Here is a 26,961-nt window from a genome sequence, read left to right as displayed (position 1 = left end):
ATAAAGGGTTGCTTAATGGTGTAAAATTTTTCATAAAATTTAGCTCTAAGATCGATTATTAATTCATTTTCTAAAAATTTATCAACTTCATTAGAAAAATTATCTTTATAAAATTTTTCTATATTAAAATCCTTAATTTTCTCTCCTTGTTTTAATTTATAATAAGGTATTAAATCTTTTGCTAAAATAGGACCAAAAAGATTAGAAAATATCAAAACATTCTCATCTATGTATTTTTTTGAAATCTCACTTAAATTTTCATAGTCTAAATAATCAAAAGCAACTCCATTGTATCTTTGGATAGCTTTAATTGTATCTTTTGTTAAAATATCTTGAATTAATTCTTGCATTTCATTTTTATCTTTTATACCAAAAAACTTTTCAAGTTCGCCTTCATTGCATTGTTTTATATGATTTTTATATTTTGTAAGCACTTCTAATCTTTTACTATATAAATTAATAAAAACAAAAGAGTTTTCATTTATACAAGTTTGCATGCTTGTTTTGTTTTTGCCTTCGCTGGGTGAAAATAAAATTTTCATATTTAATCCTTTATTTTTTTAAAAATTATACAAAATTATTTAAAACACTTGACATTAATTCAAAATTACATTATAATTCAACTTTATTTTTTGCTGGTTTAGCTCAGTTGGTAGAGCAGCTGCCTTGTAAGCAGCAGGTCGGGGGTTCAAGTCCCTTAACCAGCTCCATTGTTAATAGCAGTGTTTGACCAGAAATAAAAAGCATTTTTATTCATGGTGAGTTACTCAAGTGGCCAACGAGGGCAGACTGTAAATCTGCTGGCTTTCGCCTTCCGTGGTTCGAATCCACGACTCACCACCATTGCTTTGCGGGAGTAGCTCAGTTGGCTAGAGCATCAGCCTTCCAAGCTGAGGGTCGCGGGTTCGAGTCCCGTTTCCCGCTCCAACCTAATTTTGGTAGAGTGAAACTGGGAGCTGTTTTTTAAATTCAGAATTTCTAGCAGTTTCAATTTCCAAAATTTTATAATTTATGTTTTTAATTTTTCTGAGCGCTCGTATGGCTCAGAGGTAGAGCACTCCCTTGGTAAGGGAGAGGTCGCGGGTTCAAGTCCCGCTATGAGCTCCATTGATTTCAAAAGATTATAAAACATAAATTAGTATTTGTTTGTAAATTTTATATGGAGGAAAAAGATGGCTAAAGAAAAATTTTCACGTAATAAGCCTCACGTAAATATTGGTACTATTGGTCACGTTGACCACGGTAAAACTACTTTAACAGCTGCTATCTCTGCTGTTCTTTCAAGAAGAGGTTTGGCTGAGCTTAAAGATTATGATAATATCGACAATGCTCCTGAAGAAAAAGAGCGTGGTATTACTATTGCAACTTCTCACATTGAGTATGAAACAGAAAATCGTCACTATGCTCACGTAGACTGCCCAGGCCACGCTGACTATGTTAAAAACATGATTACTGGTGCTGCTCAAATGGATGGTGCTATTCTTGTTGTTTCTGCTGCAGATGGCCCAATGCCACAAACTAGAGAGCACATCTTACTTTCTCGTCAAGTAGGTGTACCATATATCGTTGTTTTTATGAATAAAGCTGATATGGTTGATGATGCTGAATTATTAGAATTAGTTGAAATGGAAATTAGAGAACTATTAAGTTCTTATGACTTCCCAGGGGATGACACTCCAATTATTTCAGGTTCTGCTTTACAAGCTCTTGAAGAAGCAAAAGCTGGACAAGATGGTGAATGGTCTAAAAAAATCCTAGATCTTATGGCAGCAGTTGATGAGTATATCCCAACTCCAGCTCGTGATACAGATAAAGATTTCTTAATGCCAATTGAAGACGTATTCTCAATTTCAGGTCGTGGTACAGTTGTTACTGGTAGAATTGAAAAAGGTGTTGTTAAAGTTGGTGACACTATTGAAATCGTTGGTATTAGAGAAACACAAAGCACTACAGTAACTGGTGTTGAAATGTTTAGAAAAGAAATGGATCAAGGTGAAGCAGGTGATAACGTAGGTGTTCTTCTACGTGGTACTAAAAAAGAAGATGTTCTTCGTGGTATGGTTCTTGCTAAGCCAAAATCAATTACTCCACATACTGACTTTGAAGCAGAAGTTTATATTTTAAATAAAGATGAAGGTGGTCGTCACACTCCATTCTTTAATAACTATAGACCACAGTTCTATGTAAGAACAACAGATGTTACTGGTTCTATCCAACTTGCAGAAGGCGTTGAAATGGTTATGCCAGGTGAGAATGTTAGAATTACTGTAAGTCTTATTGCACCAGTTGCACTTGAAGAAGGTACTCGTTTTGCTATCCGTGAAGGTGGCCGTACTGTTGGTTCAGGTGTTGTATCTAAAATTATTAAATAATCATAAGCGAGATTTTATCTCGCTTTTTAAGGAATAAAAATGAGAATTAAAGTTGGCTTGAAATGTGAAGAGTGCGGTGATATTAATTACAGTACTTTTAAAAATAGTAAAAATACAACTGAAAAATTAGAATTAAAAAAATATTGCCCAAGATTAAAAAAACATACAGTTCATAAAGAAGTTAAATTAAAAAGTTAAGGCTTTTATATAAAAGCCCTTAGGGCAATAGCTCCAACGGTAGAGCGCCGGATTCCAAATCCGATGGTTGGGGGTTCGAATCCCTCTTGCCCTGCCACAAAATAAGGTAAAATATGGAAAAACTAATAACTTATTTTAAATTGTCAAAAGCCGAATTATCAAAAGTTATTTGGCCTTTAAAAGAGCAAGTTAGAAATGCTTATATTACAGTTTTTGTAGTTGTTACTGTTGTTTCATTATTTTTAGCATTGGTTGACTTGATTATGTCATTTTCATTATCTAAGATTATAGGATAAAATAATGAATCATAAATGGTATGCAATTCAAACTTATGCAGGTAGTGAAATGGCTGTAAAAAGAGCCATAGAAAATTTAGTTAGAGATCATGGAATTCAAGAGCAATTGCTAGAAGTGATTGTTCCAACTGAAGATGTGATCGAATTTAAAAATGGTAAAGAAAAAATAAGCGAAAGAAGTTTATATTCAGGCTATGTATTTGCCAATATTGACTTATCAACAGAACTTTGGCATAAAATTCAATCTTTGCCAAAAGTTGGTCGTTTTATAGGGGAAAGTAAAAAACCAACCCCATTAAGTGAAAAAGATATCAATCTTATTTTAGAAAAGGTGAAAAATAAAGCAGCACCTAAACCTAAAATTTCATTTGATAAAGAAGAAAGTGTAAGAATAACCGAAGGTCCTTTTGCAAACTTTGTTGGTATTGTAGAGGAATATGATATGGTTAGAGGAGTTTTAAAGCTAAATGTTTCAATATTTGGTAGATCAACTCCAGTAGAGATCTTATACTCTCAAGTTGAAAAAATAGTTTGATAATATAGCAAGTAAAGGAGAAAGGTTATGGCTAAAAAAGTCGTAGGAGAAATAAAATTACAAATAGCTGCTACTAAGGCTAATCCATCACCTCCAGTTGGTCCTGCTTTAGGTCAACAAGGTGTTAATATTATGGAATTTTGTAAAGCATTTAATGAAAGAACAAAAGATATGGCTGGTTTTAATATTCCAGTTGTTATTACTGTTTATGCAGATAAAAGCTTTACATTTATCACAAAACAACCACCGGCTACAGATTTAATCAAAAAAGCTGCAGGTATTTCTAAAGGTGCGGACAATCCTTTAAAAAACAAAGTAGGTAAATTAACTAAAGCACAAGTTTTAGAAATTGTTGATAAAAAAATAGCTGATATGAACACAAAAGATAGAGAGCAAGCTGCTAAGATTATTATGGGTTCTGCTCGTTCTATGGGTGTTGAAATCGTAGATTAATACTCTTTACCGCCAAGAGTTTAAAAAGGCGGTAGCACTTTATATAAAATGCGGAGAAAAATTAATGTCTAAAAATACTAAAAGATTTACAGAATTATTAAAAAAAATTGATTCAAATAAAAATTACTTAATGGATGAAGCAATAAGCACAGTTAAAACTCTTGCTTCTGCTAAATTTGATGAAACGGTTGAAATTGCTTTAAAATTAAATGTTGATCCAAGACATGCAGATCAAATGGTAAGAGGTAGTGTAGTTTTACCTTGTGGTACAGGTAAAAAAGTGCGTGTTGCTGTTATAGCAAAAGATGCAAAAGCTGATGAGGCAAAAAATGCAGGTGCTGATATAGTTGGTAGTGATGATTTAGTTGAAGAAATTCAAAAAGGAAATATGAATTTTGATGTCTTAATTGCTACTCCAAATTTAATGGGTTTAGTTGGTAAAGTAGGTCGTATTTTAGGGCCTAAAGGTTTGATGCCAAATCCTAAGACAGGTACTGTGACAATGGATGTTGCACAAGCTGTAAATAATGCTAAAAATGGTCAAGTTAACTTCCGTGTTGATAAACAAGGAAATATCCATGCAGGTTTAGGTAAAGTTAGCTTTACTCAAGAGCAATTAAAAGAAAATATGACAGCATTTGTAAAAGCTATTAATAAACACAAACCAGCAGCTGCAAAAGGAAGATATATTAAAAATGCTAGTCTTTCTTTAACTATGAGTCCTTCTCTTTCTCTTGATACTCAAGAATTACTTGATACAAAATAAAATTAATGAGAGTTTTACTCTCATTAATAAAAATTAGATAAGATAATAACTTTTATTTTATCTAATTTTTATCTTAGATTGGAGATAGCCGAGGTCCTAGGACTTAATTAGATTTTCTGCTCTGCTTGAAATCACCGGTCGGAAAGGAGTAAAGATGACTAAAAGCCAAAAAGTTGAACTTGTTTCTAAACTTGAAGAAGGTTTTAAAGCTAGTGAAGCTGTTGTAGTTTGTAACTATAAGGGTTTAAACACTAAAAAACTTGAAGAGTTAAGAAATAATGCGAGAGAAATGGATGTTAAGGTTCAAATTATTAAAAATACTTTAGCAAGTATTGCTCTTAAAAATGCCGGCAAAGATGGAATGGAACTTAAAGATACTAATATTTATCTTTGGGGTGAAGACCAATTAAATGTTTCAAAAGTTGCTGATAAATTTAGCGAAGCTAATCAAGCATTTGAGATCAAAACTGCATTTATCGAAGGCGAAGTTGCTTCTGTAGATAAAGTTAAAGCTTTAGCTAAAATGCCTTCTCGCAATGAATTACTTGCTATGCTTTTGCAAGTTTGGAATGCACCAATCACCAATTTTACAATTGGATTAAATGCATTAAAAGAAAAAAAAGAAGCTGAATAAAATTATAAAAAGGATAAAAAATGGCAATTACTAAAGAAGATGTATTAGAATTTATTTCTAACCTAAGTGTTCTTGAGCTTTCAGAATTAGTAAAAGAATTTGAAGAAAAATTTGGTGTTTCTGCTGCTCCAGTTATGGTTGCAGGTGCTGCTGTTGCAGGTGCTGCTGGCGGTGCTGCTGAAGAAAAAACTGAATTTGATATCGTATTACAAGATGGCGGTGATAAAAAAATTAACGTAATTAAAGTTGTTCGTGCTTTAACTGGTCTTGGATTAAAAGAAGCAAAAGATGCAGTTGAGCAAACTCCATCAGTTCTTAAAGAAGGTGTTAGCAAAGCTGAAGCTGAAGAAGCTAAAAAACAACTTGAAGAAGCTGGCGCTAAGGTTGAGCTTAAATAATTTTTTGTTTTTTAAAAGAAAGGATTGTATATCCTTTCTTGTTTTCCTTTAATTAAGGATTCTTTCTTTCAATACTTTTACCATGGGGTATAATAATATGTTAAATTCACAATCAGGAAATCGTTTAAGAATAGACTTCTCGAATGTTCCACAACAAATAGACATTCCAAATTTATTACAATTACAAAAAAAGAGTTTTGATTATTTTTTAAATTTAGATGCAAAAAATTCAGAAAGCGGAATTGAAAAAGTATTTAAATCTATCTTTCCAATCCATGATCCGCAAAATAGATTAAGTTTAGAATATGTAAGTAGTGAAGTAGGTAAGCCTAAATACACTATTAGAGAGTGCATGGAAAGAGGTTTGACTTATTCTGTAAATTTAAAAATGAAAATCCGTTTAACTTTACATGAAAAAGATGAAAAAACGGGTGAAAAAATTGGTATAAAAGATATTAAAGAACAAGAAATTTATATTAGAGAAATTCCTTTAATGACAGATAGAATTTCTTTTATTATCAATGGAGTAGAAAGGGTTGTAGTTAATCAACTTCATAGAAGTCCAGGTGTTATTTTCAAAGAAGAAGAAAGTTCTACTGTTGCAAATAAATTAGTATATACAGCTCAAATTATACCAGATCGTGGTTCTTGGCTTTATTTTGAATATGATGCTAAAGATGTACTTTATGTACGTATCAATAAAAGAAGAAAAGTGCCTATTACAATTTTATTTAGAGCACTTGGTTATAAAAAACAAGATATTATAAAATTATTCTACCCTATACAAACTATTCATGTAAAAAAAGATAAATTCTTAACTGAATTTAATCCAAATGACTTTTTAGATAGAGTTGAATATGATTTAAAAGATGAAAAAGGTAATGTAATTCATCAAGCTGGTAAAAGAATGACAAAGAAAAAGGCTGAACAGCTTGTAAAAGATGGTGTTAAATGGGTTGAATATCCAGTTGAAATTTTAACAAATAGATATTTAGCTAATCCTATCATTAATAAAGAAACCGGTGAAGTTTTATATGATTCTTTAACACTATTAGATGAAGGAAAATTAGCAAAAATTAAAGAAGAAAAGCAGTTTGATATTGCAAACGATTTAGCTAATGGAGTAGATGCTGCTATTATTAATTCTTTTATTCAAGATAATGAAACTTTAAAATTATTAAAACAAACAGAAAATATAGAAGATGAAAATGATTTAGCAGCTATTAGAATTTATAAAGTGATGAGACCAGGCGAGCCTGTAGTAAAAGATGCTGCAAAAGCTTTTGTGAATGATTTATTTTTTAATCCTGAAAGATATGATCTAACAAAAGTCGGTCGTATGAAAATGAACCATAAATTAGGTTTAGACACACCTGAATATGTTACAGTTTTAACTAATGAAGACATAGTAAAAACTGCAAAATATTTAATTAAAGTAAAAAATGGTAGAGGGCATATTGATGATAGAGACCATTTAGGTAATCGCCGTATTAGATCAATTGGAGAGCTTTTAGCTAATGAACTTCATGTAGGTCTTGCTAAAATGCAAAAATCTATTAGAGATAAATTTACGGCTTTAAATGCAGATATTGATAAAGTAATGCCTTATGATTTGATCAATCCTAAAACAATTACTGTAACAATTATGGAATTTTTTACCGGTGGTCAATTATCTCAATTTATGGATCAAACAAACCCATTGAGTGAAGTAACTCACAAGCGTCGTTTATCTGCACTTGGTGAGGGTGGTTTAGTAAAAGAAAGAGCAGGTTTTGAAGTGCGTGATGTCCATGCAACGCATTATGGAAGAATTTGTCCTGTTGAAACCCCAGAAGGTCAAAATATCGGTTTGATTAATACACTTTCAACTTATGCTAAAGTAAATGATTTGGGTTTTGTTGAAGCACCTTATAAGAAAGTAGAAAATGGTAAAGTAAGCAATGAAATTATTTATTTAACCGCTACTCAAGAAGAAGGTTTAGTGATCGCAGCGGCTTCAACTAAAATTGATGAAAAAGGCAATATTGTTGAAGAATTTGTTGAAGCAAGACAAGATGGTGAAACTATCTTAGCAAGAAGAGAAGAAGTGCATTTGATTGACCTTTGTTCAGGTATGATAGTAGGGGTTGCGGCATCTTTAATCCCATTCTTAGAGCATGATGATGCAAACAGAGCTTTGATGGGTTCAAACATGCAACGTCAAGCAGTGCCTTTACTAACTGCACAAGCACCTATAGTGGGTACTGGTATGGAAAAAATCATTGCACGCGATGCTTGGGAAGCTATTAAAGCTAAAAGAGCGGGGATTGTAGAAAAAGTTGATAATAAAAATATTTTCATTTTGGGTGAAGACGAAAATGGACCATTTATTGATCATTATAAAATGGAAAAAAATTTAAGAACTAACCAAAATACAACTTTTACCCAACATCCGATTGTGAAAAAAGGCGAATTTGTTCAAGCAGGTCAAATCATTGCAGATGGTCCAAGTATGGATCAAGGTGAACTTGCTATTGGTAAAAATGCCTTAATCGCATTTATGCCATGGCATGGGTATAACTATGAAGATGCTATTGTAATTAGTGAGAAAATTTTACGCGAAGATACTTTTACTAGTGTTCATATTTATGAAAAAGAAGTAGAGGCTAGAGAACTTAAAGATGGCGTAGAAGAAATTACAAAAGATATTCCAAATGTAAAAGAAGAGGATCTGGCACATCTTGATGAGAGTGGTATTGCTAAAATAGGAACTCATATCAAACCTGGTATGATTTTGGTAGGTAAGGTTTCACCTAAGGGAGAGGTAAAACCTACACCTGAAGAAAGATTATTAAGAGCCATTTTTGGTGAAAAAGCAGGACATGTTGTAAATAAATCTTTATATGCAACTGCTTCATTAGAAGGTGTTGTTGTAGATGTAAAAATCTTTACTAAAAAAGGTTATGAAAAAGATGCACGTGCTATAAAAGCTTATGATGATGAAAAATTAAACCTTGAAAAAGAACACCATGATAGACTTTTAATGATGGATAGAGAAGAAACTTTAAGAGTTTGTTCTTTGCTTTCTAAGTCGCCTTTAAATTCAGATGAAGAAATAAATGGTGTTAAGTATAAAAAAGGTTCTAAAATAGAAATTACAGAACTAGAAAAAATTAATCGTTTTGCATTAAATTCTTTAGTTAAGGCTTATTCTAAAGATGTGCAAAAAGAATACGATGATTTAAAAAATCACTTCCAAAATGAGAAGAAAAAACTTAAATCTGAGCATGATGAAAAATTAGAAATTTTAGAAAAAGATGATATTTTACCAAGTGGAGTAGTAAAACTTGTTAAAGTTTATATTGCAACCAAGAGAAAATTAAAAGTTGGAGATAAAATGGCAGGGCGCCATGGAAATAAAGGTATTGTATCTAATATCGTTCCAGAAGTGGATATGCCATATTTACCTGATGGAAGACCTATTGATATAGCTTTAAATCCTCTAGGGGTTCCAAGCCGTATGAATATAGGACAAATTCTTGAAAGTCACTTAGGGATTGTTGGTATGAGACTAGGTGATCAAATTCAAGAAATTTTTGATAGAAAACAAAAAGATTTTGTAAAAGAATTACGTGAAAAAATTCTTGAAATTTGTAGTGTATCTAGACTTGAGCTAGAAAAGAAATTTGTGCAAACTTTAAATGATGAGCAACTTATTTCTTATGCTAGAGATTGGGCTAAAGGAGTAAAATTTGCTACTCCTGTATTTGAAGGTGTAACGGTTGAAGAATTTGGTAAGCTTTTTGAAATGGCTAAAATAGCTATGGATGGAAAAAGTGAACTTTATGATGGAAGAACTGGTGAAAAAATGGCAGAGCGTGTGCATGTTGGGTGTATGTATATGCTTAAACTACACCACTTAGTAGATGAAAAAGTTCACGCAAGAAGCACCGGACCTTATAGTCTTGTAACACAACAACCAGTTGGTGGTAAAGCGTTATTTGGTGGACAAAGATTTGGTGAGATGGAGGTTTGGGCTCTTGAAGCTTATGGAGCAGCTCATACTTTAAGGGAAATGTTAACCATAAAATCTGATGATGTTGAAGGTAGATTTAGTGCTTATAAAGCTTTAACAAAAGGTGAGAATGTTCCAGCAACAGGTATTCCAGAAACATTCTTTGTACTTACAAATGAATTAAAATCTCTTGCTTTAGATGTTGAGATTTTTGATAAGGATGAGAATAATGAGTAAATTTAAACCTATCGAAATAAAAGAAGATGGCAGACCTAGAGACTTTGAAGCTTTTCAATTAAGACTTGCAAGTCCTGAAAAAATCAAATCATGGTCTTATGGGGAAGTAAAAAAACCAGAAACGATTAATTATAGAACTTTAAAGCCTGAAAGAGACGGGCTTTTTTGTGCTAAAATTTTTGGACCAGTAAGAGATTATGAATGTCTTTGTGGTAAGTATAAAAAAATGCGCTTTAAAGGCATTAAGTGTGAAAAATGTGGTGTTGAAGTTACTAGTTCTAAAGTACGTCGTTCAAGAATGGGGCATATTGAATTAGTTACACCAGTAGCTCATATTTGGTATGTAAATTCATTACCAAGTCGTATCGGTACTTTGCTTGGTGTAAAGATGAAAGATTTAGAGCGTGTATTGTATTATGAAGCATATATAGTAGAAAATCCAGGTGATGCATACTATGATAATGAAAATACTAAAAAAGTTGAATTTTGCGATGTATTGAATGAAGAGCAGTATTTAAATTTAATGCAACGCTATGAAAGTAGTGGATTTAGGGCTAGAATGGGTGGCGAAGTTGTTAGAGATTTACTAGCAAATTTAGATCTTGTTGAGCTTTTAAATAAATTAAAAGAAGATATTGCAGCAACTAATTCAGAGGCAAAGAAAAAAACTATCATTAAACGCTTAAAAGTGGTAGAAAATTTCTTAAATAGTAATTTAAATAGTAATACAAATATTGATGAAGTGGTACCTAATCGTCCTGAGTGGATGATGATTACAAATTTACCTGTATTACCACCTGATTTAAGACCTTTGGTTGCTTTAGATGGTGGAAAATTTGCAGTTTCTGATGTGAATGATTTATACAGAAGAGTTATCAATAGAAATACGCGTTTAAAAAGACTTATGGAGCTTGATGCGCCTGAAATTATCATTAGAAATGAAAAAAGAATGCTACAAGAAGCAGTTGATGCTTTATTTGATAATGGTAGAAGAGCAAATGCGGTTAAAGGTGCAAATAAACGTCCATTAAAATCTTTAAGTGAAATTATCAAAGGTAAACAAGGTCGTTTTAGACAAAATCTACTTGGTAAAAGGGTGGATTTTTCAGGTCGTAGCGTTATTGTTGTTGGGCCAAAACTTAGAATGGATCAATGTGGTTTACCTAAAAAAATGGCTTTAGAATTATTTAAGCCACATTTATTAGCTAAGCTTGAAGAAAAAGGTTATGCTACCACTGTAAAACAAGCTAAAAAAATGATAGAAAATAAAACCAACGAAGTTTGGGAGTGTTTAGAAGAGGTTGTTAAAGGTCATCCTGTAATGCTTAACCGTGCTCCAACCTTGCATAAGCTTTCCATCCAAGCTTTCCATCCGGTTCTTGTAGAGGGTAAAGCAATTCAACTTCATCCATTAGTATGTGCAGCGTTTAATGCTGACTTTGATGGGGACCAAATGGCTGTGCATGTGCCTTTATCTCAAGAAGCAATAGCTGAATGTAAAGTATTAATGCTCTCATCTATGAATATCTTGCTTCCAGCAAGTGGTCGTTCTGTGACTGTGCCTTCTCAAGATATGGTTTTGGGGATTTATTATCTATCTTTAGAAAAAGATGGTGCTAAAGGTGAGCATAAAATTTGTACAGGTATTGAAGAGGTTATGATTGCCCTAGAAGCAAAATCTTTAGATATTCATGCAAGTATTAGAAGTGTGGTTGATGGTAGAAAAATCACAACAACTGCAGGTAGATTGATTATTAAGTCTATCTTACCTGATTTTGTTCCTGAAAATATGTGGAATAAAGTCATGAAGAAAAAAGATATTGCGGCTTTGGTTGATTATGTATATAAAGAAGGTGGCCTTGAAGTAAGTGCTAGCTTTTTAGATAAACTAAAAGATCTTGGTTTTGAATATGCAACAAAAGCGGGTATTTCTATTTCAATTGCTGATATTATTGTGCCTGATCAAAAGCAAAAAAGTATAGAAGAAGCTAAAAAACAAGTAAGAGAAATCCAAAATTCATATAATTTAGGTTTGATTACTTCAGGCGAAAGATATAATAAGATTATTGATATTTGGAAAAGTACTAATAATGTCTTATCAAAAGATATGATGGAGTTAATTAAAAAAGACAAAGAAGGGTTTAACTCTATTTATATGATGGCAGATTCTGGTGCTAGGGGTTCAGCAGCTCAAATTTCACAGCTTGCTGCGATGAGGGGTCTTATGGCTAAACCTGATGGTTCTATTATTGAAACACCGATTATTTCAAACTTCCGTGAAGGACTAAACGTTCTTGAATATTTCATTTCAACTCACGGTGCTAGAAAAGGTCTTGCAGATACAGCGTTAAAAACAGCAAATGCAGGTTATTTGACAAGAAAGCTTATTGATGTTGCGCAAAATGTAAAAGTTACAATGGAAGATTGCGGTGCACATGAGGGTGTTGAGATTAATGAAATCACTGCAGATGGTGTTGTAATTGAAACCTTAGAAGAAAGAATTTTAGGAAGAGTTTTAGCTGAGAATATTATTGATTCTATTACTAATGAAATTTTATTCTCAGAAGGTACTTTAGTAGATGAGGAAAAGGCTAGAATTATTGTTGAAAGTGGCGTAAAGAGTGTAAGTATTAGAACTCCTATTACTTGTAAAGCTAAAAAAGGTGTATGTTCTAAATGCTATGGTATTAACCTAGGTGAGGGCAAATTAGTTAAGCCAGGTGAGGCTGTAGGTATTATATCTGCTCAATCAATCGGCGAGCCAGGAACGCAGCTTACACTAAGAACTTTCCACAGTGGTGGTACTGCTAGTACAGATTTACAAGATCGCCAAGTAGTAGCACACAAAGAAGGTTTTGTAAGATTCTATAATCTTAATACCTATGAAGATAGACAAGGTAAAACTATAGTGGCTAATCACCGCAATGCTGCTATTTTACTTGTTGAGCCAAAAATAAAAGCTCCATTTAAGGGAACTATCCATATTGAACATGCGTATGAAGATGTGGTTGTTAGCGTTAAAGCAAAAAATAATGAAGCTAAATTTATATTAAGAAAATATGACTTAGCTAAAGCTAATGAGCTTGCAGGTGTAAGTGGTAATATCGAAGGTAAATTATATATTCCATATAGTGATGGTGATGAAGTAGCTGAAAATGAAAGTATTGTAGAAGTAATCAAAGAAGGTTGGAATATACCAAATCGTATCCCTTATGCGAGTGAATTGCTAGTAAAAGATGGAGATCCTATCACTCAAGATATTATAGCTGGTGCAAAAGGTACTTTGAAGTTTTATATGCTTAAAGGGGATGGTTTAGATAGAATTAGAAATCTCAAAAAAGGCGATGTGGTTAAAGAAAAAGGTGTTTTTGTTGTTATTGCTGATGAAAATGATAGAGAAGCAAAAAGACATTATATACCAAGAGAATCTGTGATTGAATTTGACGATAGTGCTTTTGTAGATAATCCTAAAACCATCATAGCAAAATCAAGCAAAGAAGATAAAACTATCATTGCTGAATGGGATGCGTATAATAATACTGTAATTGCAGAAGTTGCAGGTACAATTAATTTTGAAGATATTGAGTCAGGTTATAGTGCTGATGAGCAAATTGATGAGGCAACTGGCAAAAGATCACTTGTAATTAATGAGTATTTACCAAGTGGGGTGCGTCCTGCATTGTTAATCATAGGTAAAAATGATAAAGTAGTACGTTATCAACTTGAACCAAAAACTGTTATTTATGTAAATGATGGTGATAAGGTTAAACAAGCTGATATCTTAGCTAAAACTCCAAAGGCAGCAGCTAAGTCAAAAGATATTACTGGAGGTCTTCCAAGGGTATCTGAATTGTTTGAAGCAAGAAAGCCGAAAAACACTGCTGTTGTGGCTGAGATTGACGGGGTTGTTAGATTTGATAAACCTTTAAGATCAAAAGAAAGAATTATCATCCAAGCAGAAGATGGAAGTAGTGCGGAGTATTTGATTGATAAATCAAAACGCATTCAGGTAAGAGATGGTGAATTTATTCATGCAGGTGAGAAATTAACTGATGGGGTTATTTCAAGTCATGATGTGCTTAGAATTTTAGGTGAAAAAGCATTGCATTATTATCTTATTTCTGAAATTCAGCAAGTTTATCGTGGTCAAGGTGTTGTGATTTCTGATAAGCATATTGAAATTATTGTATCACAAATGCTAAGACAAGTAAAAATTGTTGATAGTGGTCATACAAACTTTATTGTAGGTGATTTGGTTTCAAGAAGAAAATTCAGAGAAGAAAATGAAAGAATTTTAAGATATGGTGGTGAACCTGCTGTGGCTGAGCCTGTATTGCTTGGGGTTACAAGAGCAGCTATTGGAAGTGATAGTGTAATTTCGGCTGCTTCATTCCAAGAAACAACAAAAGTTTTAACAGAAGCAAGTATTGCAGGTAAATTTGATTACCTTGAAGATCTAAAAGAAAATGTCATCTTAGGTCGTATGATTCCTGTTGGAACAGGTCTTTATGGGGATCAAAATTTAAAGCTTAAGCAACAAAATTAATTTTTTAATCCTAGCAATTTTGCTAGGATTTTTTTTAAAGTATTTATGTTTAAAATAATTGATTTAGAACAATATAAAAGAAAAGAACATTTTAATTTTTATACTCAAAATATTTCTTGTTTGCTTGAGTTAAATTAAATATTAATTCTTTTTGCTATTTTGTTAAAAACAATAATTTATAAATTCTATCCTTGTTTTATTCATACTATTAGTAAAAGTATAAATGCTTTTGATAATTTTAAATTTAGTTTAGATTAAAATAAACAACTAATATATTATGATACTATCCATCTTTCTTATACTATGTTATAAGGACTCTAAGACTTTTTTGTTCTTTAGATTTTCTATAAAAATAAATTATTTTTTATCTTTATATGAAGAGAATAAACAATTAATAAAAAACAATAAAAGTATGTTTTTAAAGGAATTTATAGATAATCTTTTAATATTTCTTTCCTATTACAACAAGAGGAAAAATTATAAAAGAAAATAAAAAATTTCTCATTCCTTTTGGTATTAATGTTAATCATGTCACTAATGATGCTTATCGCATTCATTTGTTTTTAGAAAAACTCCAAGAAAACCTTAATAGTTTATAATTTTATAAGTAAAATTTAGATATTATCTAAAGTTTATTATTTTATTAATGAAAGGAATTACTGTGCCAACCATAAATCAATTGGTTAGAAAAGAGCGCAAAAAAGTTTTAGAAAAATCTAAATCACCAGCGCTTAAAAATTGCCCACAAAGAAGGGGAGTTTGTACTAGGGTTTATACAACAACTCCTAAAAAACCAAACTCAGCGTTAAGAAAAGTTGCCAAAGTAAGACTTACAAGTGGCTTTGAAGTTATTAGTTATATCGGTGGTGAAGGTCACAACCTACAAGAACACAGCATTGTTTTAGTGCGTGGTGGTAGGGTAAAAGACTTACCAGGTGTTAAGTATCACATTGTTCGTGGTGCCTTAGATACCGCAGGTGTTGCAAAAAGAACTGTTTCTCGTTCTAAATATGGTGCAAAACGCCCTAAAGCAGCAGCTAAGTAATAAGATTGCAGACAAATCCGTTAGATTTGATTTTGTTTGAGTAAAATTATAAATTTGAAGGAAAATTATGAGAAGAAGAAAAGCTCCGGTAAGAGAAGTCTTGCCAGATCCGATTTATGGAAACAAAGTAATCACAAAATTCATTAATTCTTTAATGTATGATGGTAAAAAAAGCACAGCTACTACTATTATGTATGGTGCTTTAGAAGCTATTGATAAAAAAGGTGGAGAGAAAAAAGGCATAGAAATTTTTAATGATGCTATTGAAAATATTAAGCCTTTATTAGAAGTTAAATCTCGTCGTGTTGGTGGTGCTACTTATCAAGTGCCAGTAGAAGTACGCCCAGCTAGACAACAAGCTTTAGCTATAAGATGGATTATTTCTTTTGCTAGAAAAAGAAGTGAAAGAACTATGATTGAAAAATTAGCAGCTGAATTACTAGATGCAGCTAATAGTAAAGGTGCTTCATTTAAGAAGAAAGAAGATACTTATAAAATGGCAGAAGCTAATAAAGCATTTGCTCATTATCGCTGGTAAGAGGAGTAAAATATGTCAAGAAGTACTCCTTTAAAAAGAGTTAGAAATATAGGTATCGCAGCTCATATTGATGCAGGTAAAACAACTACTAGTGAAAGAATTCTTTTCTTTACAGGTATGAGTCATAAAATTGGTGAGGTGCACGATGGTGCAGCTACAATGGACTGGATGGAGCAAGAAAAAGAAAGAGGTATTACAATTACTTCTGCTGCTACAACTTGTTTTTGGAAAAATCACCAAATCAACCTTATAGACACTCCAGGCCACGTTGACTTTACAATCGAAGTTGAAAGATCAATGCGTGTTTTAGATGGCGCTGTTGCGGTATTTTGTTCAGTAGGTGGAGTTCAACCACAATCAGAAACTGTATGGAGACAAGCTAATAAATATGGTGTTCCAAGAATTGTTTTTGTAAATAAAATGGACAGAATTGGTGCAAATTTCTTTAACGTAGAAGAGCAAATTAAAAATCGCTTAAAAGGCAACCCAGTTCCACTTCAAATTCCAATTGGTGCTGAAGATAACTTCAAAGGTGTGATTGATCTTATCACTATGAAGGCTTTGGTATGGGAAGATGAAAACAAGCCGACTGATTATGTAGAAAAAGAAATTCCAGCTGAACTTAAAGAAAAGGCTGAAGAATATCGTACAAAAATGATAGAAGCAGTTTCTGAAACAAGCGATGAGTTAATGGAAAAATACCTAGGCGGTGAAGAGCTTACTCAAGAAGAAATCAAAGCAGGTATTAAAGCAGGATGTTTAAGTCTTTCTATGGTTCCTATGCTTTGCGGTACGGCTTTTAAAAACAAAGGTGTTCAACCATTGCTTGATGCTGTTGTTGCTTATTTGCCAGCTCCTGATGAAGTTGCTAATATCAAAGGTGAATATGAAGATGGTACAGAAGTTTCTGTAAAATCAACCGATGATGGTGAATTTGCAGGTCTTGCATTTAAAATTATGACCGACCCTTTTGTTGGACAATTAACCTTCGTTCGTGTGTATAGAGGAAGTTTAGAAAGTGGTTCTTATGCGTACAACTCAACAAAAGATAAAAAAGAAAGAATTGGTCGTCTTTTGAAAATGCACTCTAATAAAAGAGAAGAGATTAAAACTTTATATGCAGGAGAAATTGGAGCAGTCGTTGGCCTCAAAGACACGCTAACTGGTGATACTTTAGCAAGTGAAAAAGATAAGGTTATTTTAGAGAGAATGGACTTTCCAGATCCTGTTATTTCAGTTGCTGTTGAGCCTAAAACAAAAGCAGATCAAGAAAAAATGTCTATTGCTTTAAATAAATTAGCTCAAGAAGATCCAAGCTTTAGAGTTTCAACAGATGAAGAAAGTGGTCAAACTATCATCTCAGGTATGGGCGAGCTTCACTTAGAAATTATCGTTGATAGAATGCTTCGCGAGTTTAAAGTTGAAGCAGAAGTTGGTCAACCTCAAGTTGCTTACCGTGAAACTATTAGAAAAACAGTTGAGCAAGAATACAAATACGCTAAACAATCAGGTGGTCGTGGACAATATGGTCATGTATTCTTAAGACTTGAGCCACTTGAGCCAGGTAGTGGTTATGAGTTTGTAAATGATATCAAAGGTGGGGTAATTCCAAAAGAGTATATTCCAGCGGTTGATAAAGGTGTTCAAGAAGCATTACAAAACGGTGTTTTAGCAGGGTATCCTGTTGAAGATGTTAAAGTAACTGTTTATGACGGAAGTTACCACGAAGTGGATTCTTCTGAAATGGCGTTTAAACTTGCAGCTTCTATGGGCTTTAAAGAAGGCGCTAGAAAAGCAGGTGCTGTAATCTTAGAACCTATGATGAAAGTTGAAGTTGAAACTCCAGAAGAATACATGGGTGATGTTATTGGTGATTTAAATAAACGCCGTGGTCAAGTAAATTCAATGGATGAAAGAGGTGGTAATAAAATTATTACAGCATTTTGTCCTTTGGCTGAGATGTTTGGTTACTCAACCGATCTTAGAAGTCAAACTCAAGGCCGTGCTACTTATTCTATGGAATTTGATCACTATGATGAAGTTCCAAAAAATGTTTCTGAAGAAATTATCAAAAAAAGAAACGGTTAATCTATCAAGATGAGCTTATTGCTCATCTTGAATTATTTATGTCCTTTTGAATTAATTAAATTAATTACTCCTTCATTAATTTCATATGCTTTTCCAAAACCTTTAACATATCTTCCATTTTTCAGTATAAGTTGAAATAAATGAAAATCTTGCATATTTTTAATGACTTGGATTACTTCTTTATTGCTTTCATTTTCATAAGTATTTAATACTTGCTCAAAGAGTTGATTATCTCTTGTTATTTCTATACATTCTATTCTAAATTTAAGTCTTTTTCTTGCAAAGATTGACATGCAGTCTTTTTCATCTTCTATAAACATAATTTCTATGTTTTTATTATTGTGTTTAACTCCTTCAAAATGTTCAGCAATTTCACTAATATAAATATAAAAGTCATTTTTAATTTTTATAATAGGTGCGTATGAGCATATTGTTTGATTGTTTAAATTTAAAGAAGATATCATAATGCTTTTGTGTTCTTGCATAAATTGATTAATTTCATCATGTAATTGCATATATTTTCCTTGTAGGTTAAATGGATAAGATTGAGAACCGTATGAGAGTAAAAAGAAGAGTTTGTCACTCTTCTTCATCAGTATTTTTGCGTACAACTTTAATGCGTTCTATACTATTTCCATCCATCTTTTTGACTTCATAGTAGCAGAATTCATCTTCTATTCTATCTCCAACTACCGGTAAGCGTCCTAAGAGATTGAAAACATATCCACCTATAGTGACTTGCTCTAGTTCTTCATTAAAGCGTATATCAAGCATTTCTTCTACTTCACTAATTTCATATCTTCCTTGAAATTCATAAATGTTTTCTGCTAGTTTTTTAAAATGTGGACTAGAATCATCATGCTCATCGTTAATATCACCAACGATTTCCTCCATAATATCTTCCATGGTTAAAAGACCGGCTGTGCCACCATATTCATCTACTACTAATGCTGTGTGTACTTGTTCTTTATTCATCATGAAAAGAACTTTGGATATGCTGATATTTTCTGGAACTAAGATCATTTTGATTAAAAAATCATCTAAATTTTTCTTATCTTTGCCAAGTTCATTTTGCATGATGTCTCTAATATGCACCATACCCAAAATGATATCTTTAGAACCATCTATATATGGAAAGCGTGTGTGTTTGTACTGACAAACTATTTGCATATTTTCTTCATAGCTTTTTTGCTTGTTAAGACATATCATATCTTTTCTAGGTGTCATGATTTCTTTTGCTACTGTATCTGAAAAATCAACAGCATTGCGTATGATTTCGGTTTCAAACTCATCCAAAACTCCACCTTTTTGGCTTTCACTTGCAATAAATTTAATTTCTTCTTCAGAGTGGCTTAATTCATGTTCTTTAGCAGGTTTAATACCTATAACTTTTAAAGAAATTGCAGCTAAAAAGTCAAATGTTTTGATAAAAGGTAAGAAAAGCAACCAAAATAAATGCAATGGTCTTGCAATCCATAAAACAGCTTTATCTGCAATAGCTATAGCAACACTTTTTGGAACTAACTCACCTAATACAACATGTAATAATGTGATAATAGCAAAAGCGATAACAAATGCTATAGTATGAATTAATGCCGGAGCTAAGCCTAAATTTGCCAAAGGAACTTCAAGAATTTTAGCAATAGCAGGCTCGCCTATCCAACCAAGAGCAAGAGAGCTTAGCGTAATACCAAGTTGGCAAGCACTTAAATAAGTATCTAGCTTTGAGGTTACCTCTAAAGCTTTTTTTGCATTACGTTTTTTTTCTTTTACCATTTCTTCAAGTTTTGATCTACGTACTTTAACAATAGCAAATTCAGATAAAACAAAAAATCCATTTAAAAGCACTAAAGCTAATGCAACAAGAATCATAAAAGTAGAATAGCCTACATCAATTGAGGCAACAGCGGGTAATGTTTGATTTAAGTCTAAAGATTGACTGGGGTCCAAAAAAACTCCTTTAATAAAATTTTTGCAAAATTATATCAAATCAAAACTATAAAATTAGCTTAAAATAAATGATATATTTTAAATTAATTTATGTTTTCTATATTCAATATTTTTTTCAAATTCATCTAAACGTTTATAAATGCTACGCAATTGTGTGATAGTTGTCCAATTGGTGATAAAAATACTAAATGAAGATCTAACTTGATCAAAAGCATTGCCAACTTGTATGATAATCCCAAGTTGTATAAGTCCTAAAAACAAGCTTGGAGCCATGATTAAAAAAGGCACTATAACCATGATTTGCTCAAATAAATAAAGCCATATATTAAAATACCCATAATGCAAAAATAATCTTTTATAATTGATTTTAAGTCCAGTAAATAAACTTAAAATACTTTCATCACTCGCATAATTTTTTCTATCATCTTCAGCAAAAACAAGTTCTTTTCTAAAAGCAGCTTCAGCTTTTTGATTATTATATTCAAGACCAGGTAATTTAATGCCAACAAACCATGATATAACAAGACCTCCTAAAGAAACCAAAAATGCAATCCATACTAAAGAGCCATTAATGTCTTTTAAGATAGGTAAATTAACATGCGCGCTTAACATCCACAAAATTGGCACAAAAGCAATTAAAGTCATAATTGCCTTAACAAAAGCCAATCCTAAGCTTTCTATGATTTTTGAAAAATTATAAATATCTTCTTGAATTCTTTGTGAACTACCTTCTATGTTATCATCTTTTTTTTGCCAAAATTTAATATAATCAAAAGTCATAGCCTCACGCCATTTAAAGGCATAAATACTTCCAAAATACTGCGTGATAGTAGCGATTAATACATAAGGTAATGCTAAATATAAAAATTGTTTAATAAAATGATAAAAGTCATCTATGCTATGATTTTTCGCATCTTGTAAAACATCATAAAATTCCTTATACCATTCATTTATTGCAACATTAATGGAAGTTTGAGCAAGTAAAGAAGCTAGTAAAAAAAACAAACCCAAATAAGCCCACAACGCCCATTTTTTTGAGTAAAAAAAAGATTTAAACATTTAAATTTCTTTTAACATTTTTTCATAGTGTTTTATTGTATGTTTTTTTGCTTTAAAAATTATACTAAAAATCACAATAAAACAACTTGCAACTAAAAATCCAGGAATGATTTCATAAATTGCTATAAAATTTGAACCAAAATGTTTATAAAATATAACGGTTAAAGCTCCACTAACCATTCCAGCTATCGCACCTTCTTTACTCATATTTTTATAAAATAAAGAAAATAAAATAACACTTCCAAAACTAGCTCCAAAACCTGCCCAAGCATAAGAAACTATACTTAAAATTTGACTTTGTGTATCAAGTGAAAGTACAAAAGCTACACAAGCAACAGCTAAAACACCTAGACGTGATAATAAAGTAATATTTTTATCATTTGTTTTTCTTTTTAAGATTTGTGTATAAAAATCTTGCACCAAGCTAGAAGCACACACTAGTAGTTGAGAACTTGCAGTACTCATAATAGCTGCTAAAATCGCACTGAGTAAAATTCCTGCCACCCAAGGATTAAAAAGCACTTGAGACATTACGATAAATATTCTTTCAGGGTCATTTAAAGTAAGATTAAATTTAGCTATATAAGCAATACCTAAAAATCCTATCATAGCAGCACCAAATAAAGAAATTACCATCCAAGTTATGCCTATAAAAGTTGCAGTAGGAATTTCTTTTACATTTTTTATAGAGATAAAGCGAATTAAAATGTGAGGTTGGCCAAAATAACCAAGTCCCCATGCCAGGGTTGATACTACGACCAACCAACCACCACCGTCTAGGCCAAAGGCTTGGGGCTTTACATCATTTATAGTAGAAAAGGCTTCGCCAAAGCCACCAAGTTCAAAAATCATTACAAAAGGAATGATGATTAATGAACTCATCATTAAAAGTCCTTGTATCATATCAGTCCAACATACGGCTTTATAGCCACCTAAAAAAGTATATAAAACAACAACTAAAAATCCAATGCTTAAGGCAAAAATATAAGGTAAATTAAATACACTTTCAAAAAGCTTAGCACCACTTACTAATCCAGCGCTGATGTAAATAGTAAAAAATACCAAAATAACTATTGCACAAATGCTTCTTAAAATATGCCTATCATCATGAAAGCGACTTTCAAAAAAATCAGGAATTGTAATGCATTCTTTGGCTATTTGAGAAAAAATCTTTAATCTTTTAGCAACAAAGGTCCAGTTTAAAAACATACCAAAACTTAAGCCTATAGCTATATAAATTTGTCCTAAACCAGCTGCATATAAAGCACCAGGAAAAGCCATTAAAAGCCAACTACTCATATCAGAAGCACCTGCACTTAAGGCAGATATTACCGGCCCCATGGAGGCATTACCAACAAAATAATCTTTACTGTTTTGATTTTTTTTGTAAAAATAAAAACCTATAAAAAGCATTAAAAATGCATAGGCAATAAAAGTAATAACAATAGGATAAGAAAGTTCTACACTTTGTAAATTCATAAGTGTCCTTAAAAAATTTAAAAAACTATCATTTTACTTGTTTTATTTTAAAAAAACATTATAAAAATATTATTTTTATAATTTAAAATATATTTAAATGATGTAAATATCTAAAATATTATTTTTTATCGAAAATATTTTGTATATAGATGAGATTAATCTACGATAACAATTAAAATATATTTATCTTAACCAAAAGTAAAATTACGACGTTTAACGAAAGTAGTAGTTGAATTTATACTTAAATTAATTTCAGTAAATGAAATTTTGCTAAAATTTTATATTAATTAAAGATAATATTTAAATAATTATAGTGTATAAAAAGATTGCTATTGTATAATTTAATACTAAAAAATTAAAAACAAAGTTCTTTTTTATGTTTTAATAAATATTGTATAATAATATCTGAATTTTAATTTTTTATGAAAAAAGGTTGTTTAATATGAAAGAATTTGAAGTAGATAGTAAATCTATTGTAGATATATTTAGTAGTAATAATATTTACAAAATACCAAATTATCAAAGACCATATAAATGGGAAGATGAGCAGGTTGAACAATTATTTGATGATATATATGAAGCATATAAAAATAACCAGTATGATGAAGGGGAAAATTATTTTTTAGGCTCTATAGTTGTTACAAAACAATCAAGTGATAATTATGAATATGAAGTAATTGATGGGCAACAAAGAATTACTACATTAATGATATTATTTTGTGTTTTGAGAGATTGTTTTAAAAATATCAATGAAGAATACAAAAATCCAGATGATATAAACATACAAAGAATTGAACAATGTATATACATAAACAATCATTTTCAAAGATTAAAATTTTCACAAAATCCACAATATAAAAACGATTTTGATTTATTATTTTTAAATAATAATAATAATAATAATATACAAAGTTTTAAAAAACCTAGTAAAAAAGAAATAAAACTAGATGACCCTAAATTTAAATATAAAAATACAGCTGTGATAATTTATGAAAAATTAAAATGCTTATTAGATATAAATCAAGATGAAATTAATAACTTTGTTAATTATCTTTTTAATAAAGTGTTATTGATTAAAATTATTTGTAGTAATTTAAATACCGCAATTAAATTATTTCAAACGATTAATGATAGGGGTCTTGATTTAACCCAATTAGACTTAATTAAAAGTATTTTAATAAATAAAATATACGAAGAAAATAAAGATGATTTGCAATACGCTAAAAACGAAGAAAATTCGTTTATTATGGTTTGGAAAGAAATTGAAACTATATTATCCAAAACAGGTGATTACCAAAAGATATCTATGGAAAATATGTTTACATTATTTGGGTATTTCTTGCTAGGTAGTAATCCTAAAAAATCATTGCATGTAGAATTAGAAAATCAATTCAAAGGAAAAACAACTAAAGAAATTATTGATGAATTTAAAAATTTTTGTGATGAATATGTAAATGATTTGTTTAATAATAATAACAAAATTGTAAATTCTTTTTGGTATTTACCATGGACAATACATCCTATAGCAGTTATAATGACTTCTTTGCATACCAAATATAAAGATCATTTAAAATTGTTAATTTTACTTAGAAAATTTTATTATTTATATTGGATTGCTGGTTACACTTTATCAAAAATAAAACAAATCTCTTTTCAATTAATAAATATGATAAAAGACAATAAAGATATATTAGAAATAAATGAAATTTTAGTAAATAAATATAATAAAGACGAAGTAGAAAAGAAAGCTGTGGAAAATATATTAAATAAAGATATATATAATCATAATAAATGGATTAAACCATTACTGATTTTAATAGAATATAATCAAGATGATAGCGAACAAAGAGAATTTATTGATTTAGAACAAGCTCATATAGAACATATATTACCAAAATCATATGAAAAATTTTATCCTCATATAAATAAAGAGATTGCTGATAATTATTTAAATAGCTGTTGTAATTTAACATTATTAAAAGATAAAAAAAATATAGATGCTGGTAATAAACCATTTGATAAAAAAATAGAAATTTACAAAGGCGAGGGAAAAGATAAAAAGCAAAGCTCTTTTTTAATTACTCAAATAATTATAAACAATTATGAAAAAAAAGAAATAACACAATGGAATGAAGATTCAATGAAAAATAGACGAAAATGGTTTTGTAATGAAATAGAAAAATTATTTAGTATAAAAATAAAGGAAAATAAATGAAAAATCTTTTGATTATAGGTGCAGGTGGTGTAAGCCGTGTTGCGACTGTAAAATGTGCAATGAATAGTGATGTCTTTAGCAAAATAACTCTAGCAAGTAGAACCAAAAGTAAATGTGATGAAATAGCAGCTTTTATAAAAGAGCGTTTAGGTATAGAAATTCAAACTGAGCAAATAGATGCAGATGACACTGCTGCTGTTGTAGAACTTATCAAAAAAACAGGAGCTGAAATTTTATTAAATGTGGCTTTACCTTATCAAGATCTTACTTTAATGGATGCGTGTATTCAAACTAACATCCACTATGTAGATACTGCAAATTATGAACATCCTGATTTAGCTAAATTTGAATATAAAGAACAATGGGCAAGAAATGATAAGTTTAAACAAGCAGAAATTTTAGGACTTTTAGGTAGTGGATTTGATCCAGGTGTTACTAATGTATTTTGCGCTTATGCACAGCAAAATTTATTTGATGAAATTCATTATATAGATATATTAGATTGTAATGCAGGCGATCATGGCTATGCTTTTGCAACTAATTTTAATCCTGAAATTAACTTAAGAGAAGTTTCTGCTAAAGGTCGTTACTGGGAAAATGGAAAATGGATAGAAACTGAACCTATGGAAATAAAAATGGAGTGGGATTATCCTGAAGTAGGGGTAAAGGATAGTTATTTACTTTATCATGAAGAGCTTGAAAGCTTAGTAAAAAATATCAAAGGTTTAAAAAGAATAAGATTTTTTATGACTTTTGGACAAAGTTATTTAACTCATATGAAATGTCTTGAAAATGTTGGTATGCTGGGTATTAAACCTATTATGCATCAAGGTAAAGAAATAATACCAATAGAATTTTTAAAAACCTTACTTCCTGATCCTGCTAGTTTAGGCCCTCGCACCAAAGGTTATACTAATATAGGTTGTGTGATTCGTGGTGTAAAGAATGGAAAAGATAGACAAGTTTATATTTACAATGTTTGTAATCACGAAGAATGCTTTAAAGAAACTGGAGCGCAAGCTGTGAGTTATACTACTGGAGTTCCTGCAATGATAGGAACAAAGCTAATCGCTAAAGGAATTTGGCAAGGAAAAGGTGTGTTTAACATGGAAGAATTTGACGCTAATCCTTTTATGGATGAGTTGAATACTCAAGGACTTCCTTGGAAAATTATAGAAATGGAGCCAAATTTGGGAAAATAATCTCAAGTCTTATTGACTTGAGAAAGTTTTAATAATGACACAATTATTATTAAGCATAGATTGGACACCTTTTTTAGTTTCCATAAAACTTTCTATTATTACTTGTATAATTTTGTTTTGTTTTTGCATACCCCTTGCTTGGGTTTTTACTTTTAAGCAATTTAGAGCAAAAAAAATTCTAGAAACTATAATAACCTTACCTTTGGTTTTACCACCATCTGTTGTTGGTTTTTACTTATTGATTTTATTTTCAAAATACTCTTTTTTTGGAGAATTTTTAGAGAAACACTTTAATATCACCTTAGCTTTTACCTTTGAAGGTTTGGTGATAGCAAGTTGTATTTATTCTTTACCTTTTATGTTTAATCCTTTATATAATGCAATGTCTATGATTTCTAAAAATATTATAGAAGCTAGTTTTTCTTTAGGAAAAAATTCTTTCATTACACTTTTAAAAGTAATCTTACCTAGTATCAAACCAGCTATACTCAGTGCTTTGGTAATAAGTTTTGCACATACTATGGGTGAGTTTGGTATAGTATTAATGATAGGTGGTTCTTTAAGCGGAGAAACAAAAGTGGCTAGTATTGCTATATATGAAAGTATGGAAAATTTAGATTTTATCACAGCTCATATTTATAGTCTCATACTTTTAATTTTTAGTTTTATTGTTTTACTAAGTGTGAATCTTCTTAATAAACAAAAAAGATAATATATTTATATTATCTTACAATATAATCAATATTATTGTTTTCATATATTTTGATCATAAATTTATCTAATCATATTTTATCTTTAATTATTTGTTTTTCTTTTACTTTCTTATTTATTATCTATATTTAAAATATTATTTTCTTTATATTTGACACAAAATTCCCACATTTTTTATAATAACTTATTTTCATTTTTACTAAAAACTCTACTACATGTTATAAGCAAATATTCGCAGCCTCCTC

General features: G+C 30.8%; 23 protein-coding genes and 5 tRNA genes. 23 read left to right on the top strand and 5 right to left on the bottom strand.

The genetic code is table 11. The features are described from left to right. The coding region (yaaA, locus tag L8X40_RS07235; RefSeq protein WP_263667603.1) for a YaaA family protein at nt 1-542 on the bottom strand (542 nt) is incomplete at its 3' end. Between the two features lie 92 nt (nt 543-634). Here yaaA and L8X40_RS07230 point away from each other — a divergent pair. The 20 genes from L8X40_RS07230 (at nt 635) to fusA (ending at nt 18,100) form a co-directional block, all read left to right on the top strand. Beyond that, a tRNA-Thr gene (locus L8X40_RS07230) sits at nt 635-710 on the top strand. Between the two features lie 47 nt (nt 711-757). Then, a tRNA-Tyr gene (locus L8X40_RS07225) sits at nt 758-843 on the top strand. Between the two features lie 7 nt (nt 844-850). Further along, nucleotides 851-927, top strand: a tRNA-Gly gene (locus L8X40_RS07220). 105 nt (nt 928-1,032) lie between these two features. Continuing rightward, nucleotides 1,033-1,107 (top strand) — tRNA-Thr (locus L8X40_RS07215). 65 nt (nt 1,108-1,172) lie between these two features. After that, nucleotides 1,173-2,372 carry an elongation factor Tu gene (tuf, locus tag L8X40_RS07210; RefSeq protein ID WP_039617742.1) on the top strand — a complete coding sequence of 400 codons (1,200 nt, stop codon included), beginning with the start codon at nt 1,173-1,175 and terminating at the stop codon, nt 2,370-2,372. Nucleotides 2,373-2,411: 39 nt separating this feature from the next. After that, nucleotides 2,412-2,570: a 50S ribosomal protein L33 gene (rpmG, locus tag L8X40_RS07205; protein WP_039617743.1), complete on the top strand. Its 159-nt coding sequence runs from the start codon at nt 2,412-2,414 to the stop codon at nt 2,568-2,570. Nucleotides 2,571-2,591: 21 nt separating this feature from the next. Further along, nucleotides 2,592-2,667 (top strand) — tRNA-Trp (locus L8X40_RS07200). 16 nt (nt 2,668-2,683) lie between these two features. Beyond that, on the top strand, nt 2,684-2,866 hold the full coding sequence (gene secE / locus L8X40_RS07195; RefSeq protein WP_039617745.1) for a preprotein translocase subunit SecE: 183 nt from the start codon (nt 2,684-2,686) through the stop codon (nt 2,864-2,866). A 1-nt stretch (nt 2,867) separates the two neighbouring features. Next, complete coding sequence (nusG, locus tag L8X40_RS07190) at nt 2,868-3,401, top strand: transcription termination/antitermination protein NusG (protein ID WP_087684660.1); 534 nt, start codon at nt 2,868-2,870, stop codon at nt 3,399-3,401. Nucleotides 3,402-3,428: 27 nt separating this feature from the next. Beyond that, nucleotides 3,429-3,854 (top strand): 50S ribosomal protein L11, encoded by a 426-nt coding sequence (gene rplK / locus L8X40_RS07185; protein WP_012661181.1) that lies wholly within the window; start codon nt 3,429-3,431, stop codon nt 3,852-3,854. A 64-nt stretch (nt 3,855-3,918) separates the two neighbouring features. After that, nucleotides 3,919-4,620 carry a 50S ribosomal protein L1 gene (rplA, locus tag L8X40_RS07180; protein ID WP_039617747.1) on the top strand — a complete coding sequence of 234 codons (702 nt, stop codon included), beginning with the start codon at nt 3,919-3,921 and terminating at the stop codon, nt 4,618-4,620. A 154-nt stretch (nt 4,621-4,774) separates the two neighbouring features. Next, nucleotides 4,775-5,254 (top strand): 50S ribosomal protein L10, encoded by a 480-nt coding sequence (gene rplJ, locus L8X40_RS07175; RefSeq protein ID WP_039617749.1) that lies wholly within the window; start codon nt 4,775-4,777, stop codon nt 5,252-5,254. 20 nt (nt 5,255-5,274) lie between these two features. After that, the gene (rplL, locus tag L8X40_RS07170) at nt 5,275-5,652 is read left to right on the top strand and encodes a 50S ribosomal protein L7/L12 (protein ID WP_012661184.1); all 378 of its coding nucleotides are present in this window, start codon (nt 5,275-5,277) and stop codon (nt 5,650-5,652) included. A gap of 97 nt (nt 5,653-5,749) precedes the next feature. Then, a complete protein-coding gene (gene rpoB, locus L8X40_RS07165; protein WP_087700306.1) occupies nt 5,750-9,883 on the top strand; it encodes a DNA-directed RNA polymerase subunit beta in 4,134 nt (1,377 codons plus the stop codon). Next, the gene (gene rpoC / locus L8X40_RS07160) at nt 9,876-14,429 is read left to right on the top strand and encodes a DNA-directed RNA polymerase subunit beta' (protein WP_087700294.1); all 4,554 of its coding nucleotides are present in this window, start codon (nt 9,876-9,878) and stop codon (nt 14,427-14,429) included. Before rpoB ends, rpoC begins: the two co-directional genes overlap by 8 nt. A gap of 159 nt (nt 14,430-14,588) precedes the next feature. Continuing rightward, on the top strand, nt 14,589-14,687 hold the full coding sequence (locus tag L8X40_RS08620; RefSeq protein ID WP_412175586.1) for a CatA-like O-acetyltransferase: 99 nt from the start codon (nt 14,589-14,591) through the stop codon (nt 14,685-14,687). A 200-nt stretch (nt 14,688-14,887) separates the two neighbouring features. Next, nucleotides 14,888-15,028: a hypothetical protein gene (locus L8X40_RS08615; RefSeq protein WP_141085245.1), complete on the top strand. Its 141-nt coding sequence runs from the start codon at nt 14,888-14,890 to the stop codon at nt 15,026-15,028. A 62-nt stretch (nt 15,029-15,090) separates the two neighbouring features. Then, on the top strand, nt 15,091-15,474 hold the full coding sequence (gene rpsL / locus L8X40_RS07155; protein WP_012661187.1) for a 30S ribosomal protein S12: 384 nt from the start codon (nt 15,091-15,093) through the stop codon (nt 15,472-15,474). A gap of 67 nt (nt 15,475-15,541) precedes the next feature. Continuing rightward, nucleotides 15,542-16,012, top strand: coding sequence for a 30S ribosomal protein S7 (gene rpsG / locus L8X40_RS07150; protein WP_012661188.1), 471 nt, complete (start codon nt 15,542-15,544; stop codon nt 16,010-16,012). A gap of 12 nt (nt 16,013-16,024) precedes the next feature. Then, nucleotides 16,025-18,100, top strand: a complete 2,076-nt coding sequence (fusA, locus tag L8X40_RS07145; protein ID WP_039617755.1) for an elongation factor G — start codon at nt 16,025-16,027, stop codon at nt 18,098-18,100. Between the two features lie 32 nt (nt 18,101-18,132). Here the strand turns inward: fusA and L8X40_RS07140 are convergent, their stop codons facing one another. From L8X40_RS07140 to putP, 4 genes are all read right to left on the bottom strand, one after another. Continuing rightward, on the bottom strand, nt 18,133-18,615 hold the full coding sequence (locus L8X40_RS07140) for a pyridoxamine 5'-phosphate oxidase family protein (protein ID WP_261545315.1): 483 nt from the start codon (nt 18,613-18,615) through the stop codon (nt 18,133-18,135). Nucleotides 18,616-18,679: 64 nt separating this feature from the next. Next, nucleotides 18,680-20,050 carry a hemolysin family protein gene (locus L8X40_RS07135; RefSeq protein ID WP_261545316.1) on the bottom strand — a complete coding sequence of 457 codons (1,371 nt, stop codon included), beginning with the start codon at nt 20,048-20,050 and terminating at the stop codon, nt 18,680-18,682. A gap of 78 nt (nt 20,051-20,128) precedes the next feature. Beyond that, complete coding sequence (locus L8X40_RS07130; RefSeq protein WP_039668130.1) at nt 20,129-21,109, bottom strand: putative transporter; 981 nt, start codon at nt 21,107-21,109, stop codon at nt 20,129-20,131. Next, nucleotides 21,110-22,588 carry a sodium/proline symporter PutP gene (putP, locus tag L8X40_RS07125; protein ID WP_261545317.1) on the bottom strand — a complete coding sequence of 493 codons (1,479 nt, stop codon included), beginning with the start codon at nt 22,586-22,588 and terminating at the stop codon, nt 21,110-21,112. Between the two features lie 442 nt (nt 22,589-23,030). Here putP and L8X40_RS07120 point away from each other — a divergent pair, with 442 nt between their 5' ends. From L8X40_RS07120 to modB, 3 genes are read left to right on the top strand one after another with little or no spacing between them, the layout of a single operon-like run. Continuing rightward, entirely contained in the window at nt 23,031-24,803 is a 1,773-nt protein-coding gene (locus tag L8X40_RS07120) for a DUF262 domain-containing protein (RefSeq protein WP_261545318.1), read from the top strand. Further along, entirely contained in the window at nt 24,800-26,005 is a 1,206-nt protein-coding gene (locus tag L8X40_RS07115) for a saccharopine dehydrogenase family protein (protein ID WP_263667602.1), read from the top strand. The genes L8X40_RS07120 and L8X40_RS07115 overlap by 4 nt, the downstream gene beginning before the upstream one ends. Before the next feature lie 34 nt (nt 26,006-26,039). Next, nucleotides 26,040-26,717 carry a molybdate ABC transporter permease subunit gene (modB, locus tag L8X40_RS07110; protein ID WP_263667601.1) on the top strand — a complete coding sequence of 226 codons (678 nt, stop codon included), beginning with the start codon at nt 26,040-26,042 and terminating at the stop codon, nt 26,715-26,717. Nucleotides 26,718-26,961: the final 244 nt, after the last annotated feature.

The sequence above is a fragment of the Campylobacter sp. CNRCH_2013_0855 genome, from assembly GCF_025773025.1.
Classification (GTDB): Bacteria; Campylobacterota; Campylobacteria; order Campylobacterales; family Campylobacteraceae; genus Campylobacter_D; species Campylobacter_D jejuni_C.
The sequence above is the reverse complement of the archived record's forward strand: the minus strand, read 5'-3'. Positions and strand labels throughout refer to the sequence as shown.

Excerpts from the sequence above, each read along its gene's own strand:
- tuf (WP_039617742.1), top strand. The coding sequence starts at position 1,173 with ATGGCTAAAGAAAAATTTTCACGTAATAAGCCTCACGTAAATATTGGT.
- rpmG (WP_039617743.1), top strand. The coding sequence starts at position 2,412 with ATGAGAATTAAAGTTGGCTTGAAATGTGAAGAGTGCGGTGATATTAAT.
- secE (WP_039617745.1), top strand. The coding sequence starts at position 2,684 with ATGGAAAAACTAATAACTTATTTTAAATTGTCAAAAGCCGAATTATCA.
- rplK (WP_012661181.1), top strand. The coding sequence starts at position 3,429 with ATGGCTAAAAAAGTCGTAGGAGAAATAAAATTACAAATAGCTGCTACT.
- rplA (WP_039617747.1), top strand. The coding sequence starts at position 3,919 with ATGTCTAAAAATACTAAAAGATTTACAGAATTATTAAAAAAAATTGAT.
- rplJ (WP_039617749.1), top strand. The coding sequence starts at position 4,775 with ATGACTAAAAGCCAAAAAGTTGAACTTGTTTCTAAACTTGAAGAAGGT.
- rplL (WP_012661184.1), top strand. The coding sequence starts at position 5,275 with ATGGCAATTACTAAAGAAGATGTATTAGAATTTATTTCTAACCTAAGT.
- rpoB (WP_087700306.1), top strand. The coding sequence starts at position 5,750 with ATGTTAAATTCACAATCAGGAAATCGTTTAAGAATAGACTTCTCGAAT.
- rpoC (WP_087700294.1), top strand. The coding sequence starts at position 9,876 with ATGAGTAAATTTAAACCTATCGAAATAAAAGAAGATGGCAGACCTAGA.
- rpsG (WP_012661188.1), top strand. The coding sequence starts at position 15,542 with ATGAGAAGAAGAAAAGCTCCGGTAAGAGAAGTCTTGCCAGATCCGATT.
- fusA (WP_039617755.1), top strand. The coding sequence starts at position 16,025 with ATGTCAAGAAGTACTCCTTTAAAAAGAGTTAGAAATATAGGTATCGCA.
- L8X40_RS07140 (WP_261545315.1), bottom strand. The coding sequence starts at position 18,615 with ATGCAATTACATGATGAAATTAATCAATTTATGCAAGAACACAAAAGC.
- L8X40_RS07130 (WP_039668130.1), bottom strand. The coding sequence starts at position 21,109 with ATGTTTAAATCTTTTTTTTACTCAAAAAAATGGGCGTTGTGGGCTTAT.
- putP (WP_261545317.1), bottom strand. The coding sequence starts at position 22,588 with ATGAATTTACAAAGTGTAGAACTTTCTTATCCTATTGTTATTACTTTT.
- L8X40_RS07120 (WP_261545318.1), top strand. The coding sequence starts at position 23,031 with ATGAAAGAATTTGAAGTAGATAGTAAATCTATTGTAGATATATTTAGT.
- L8X40_RS07115 (WP_263667602.1), top strand. The coding sequence starts at position 24,800 with ATGAAAAATCTTTTGATTATAGGTGCAGGTGGTGTAAGCCGTGTTGCG.
- modB (WP_263667601.1), top strand. The coding sequence starts at position 26,040 with ATGACACAATTATTATTAAGCATAGATTGGACACCTTTTTTAGTTTCC.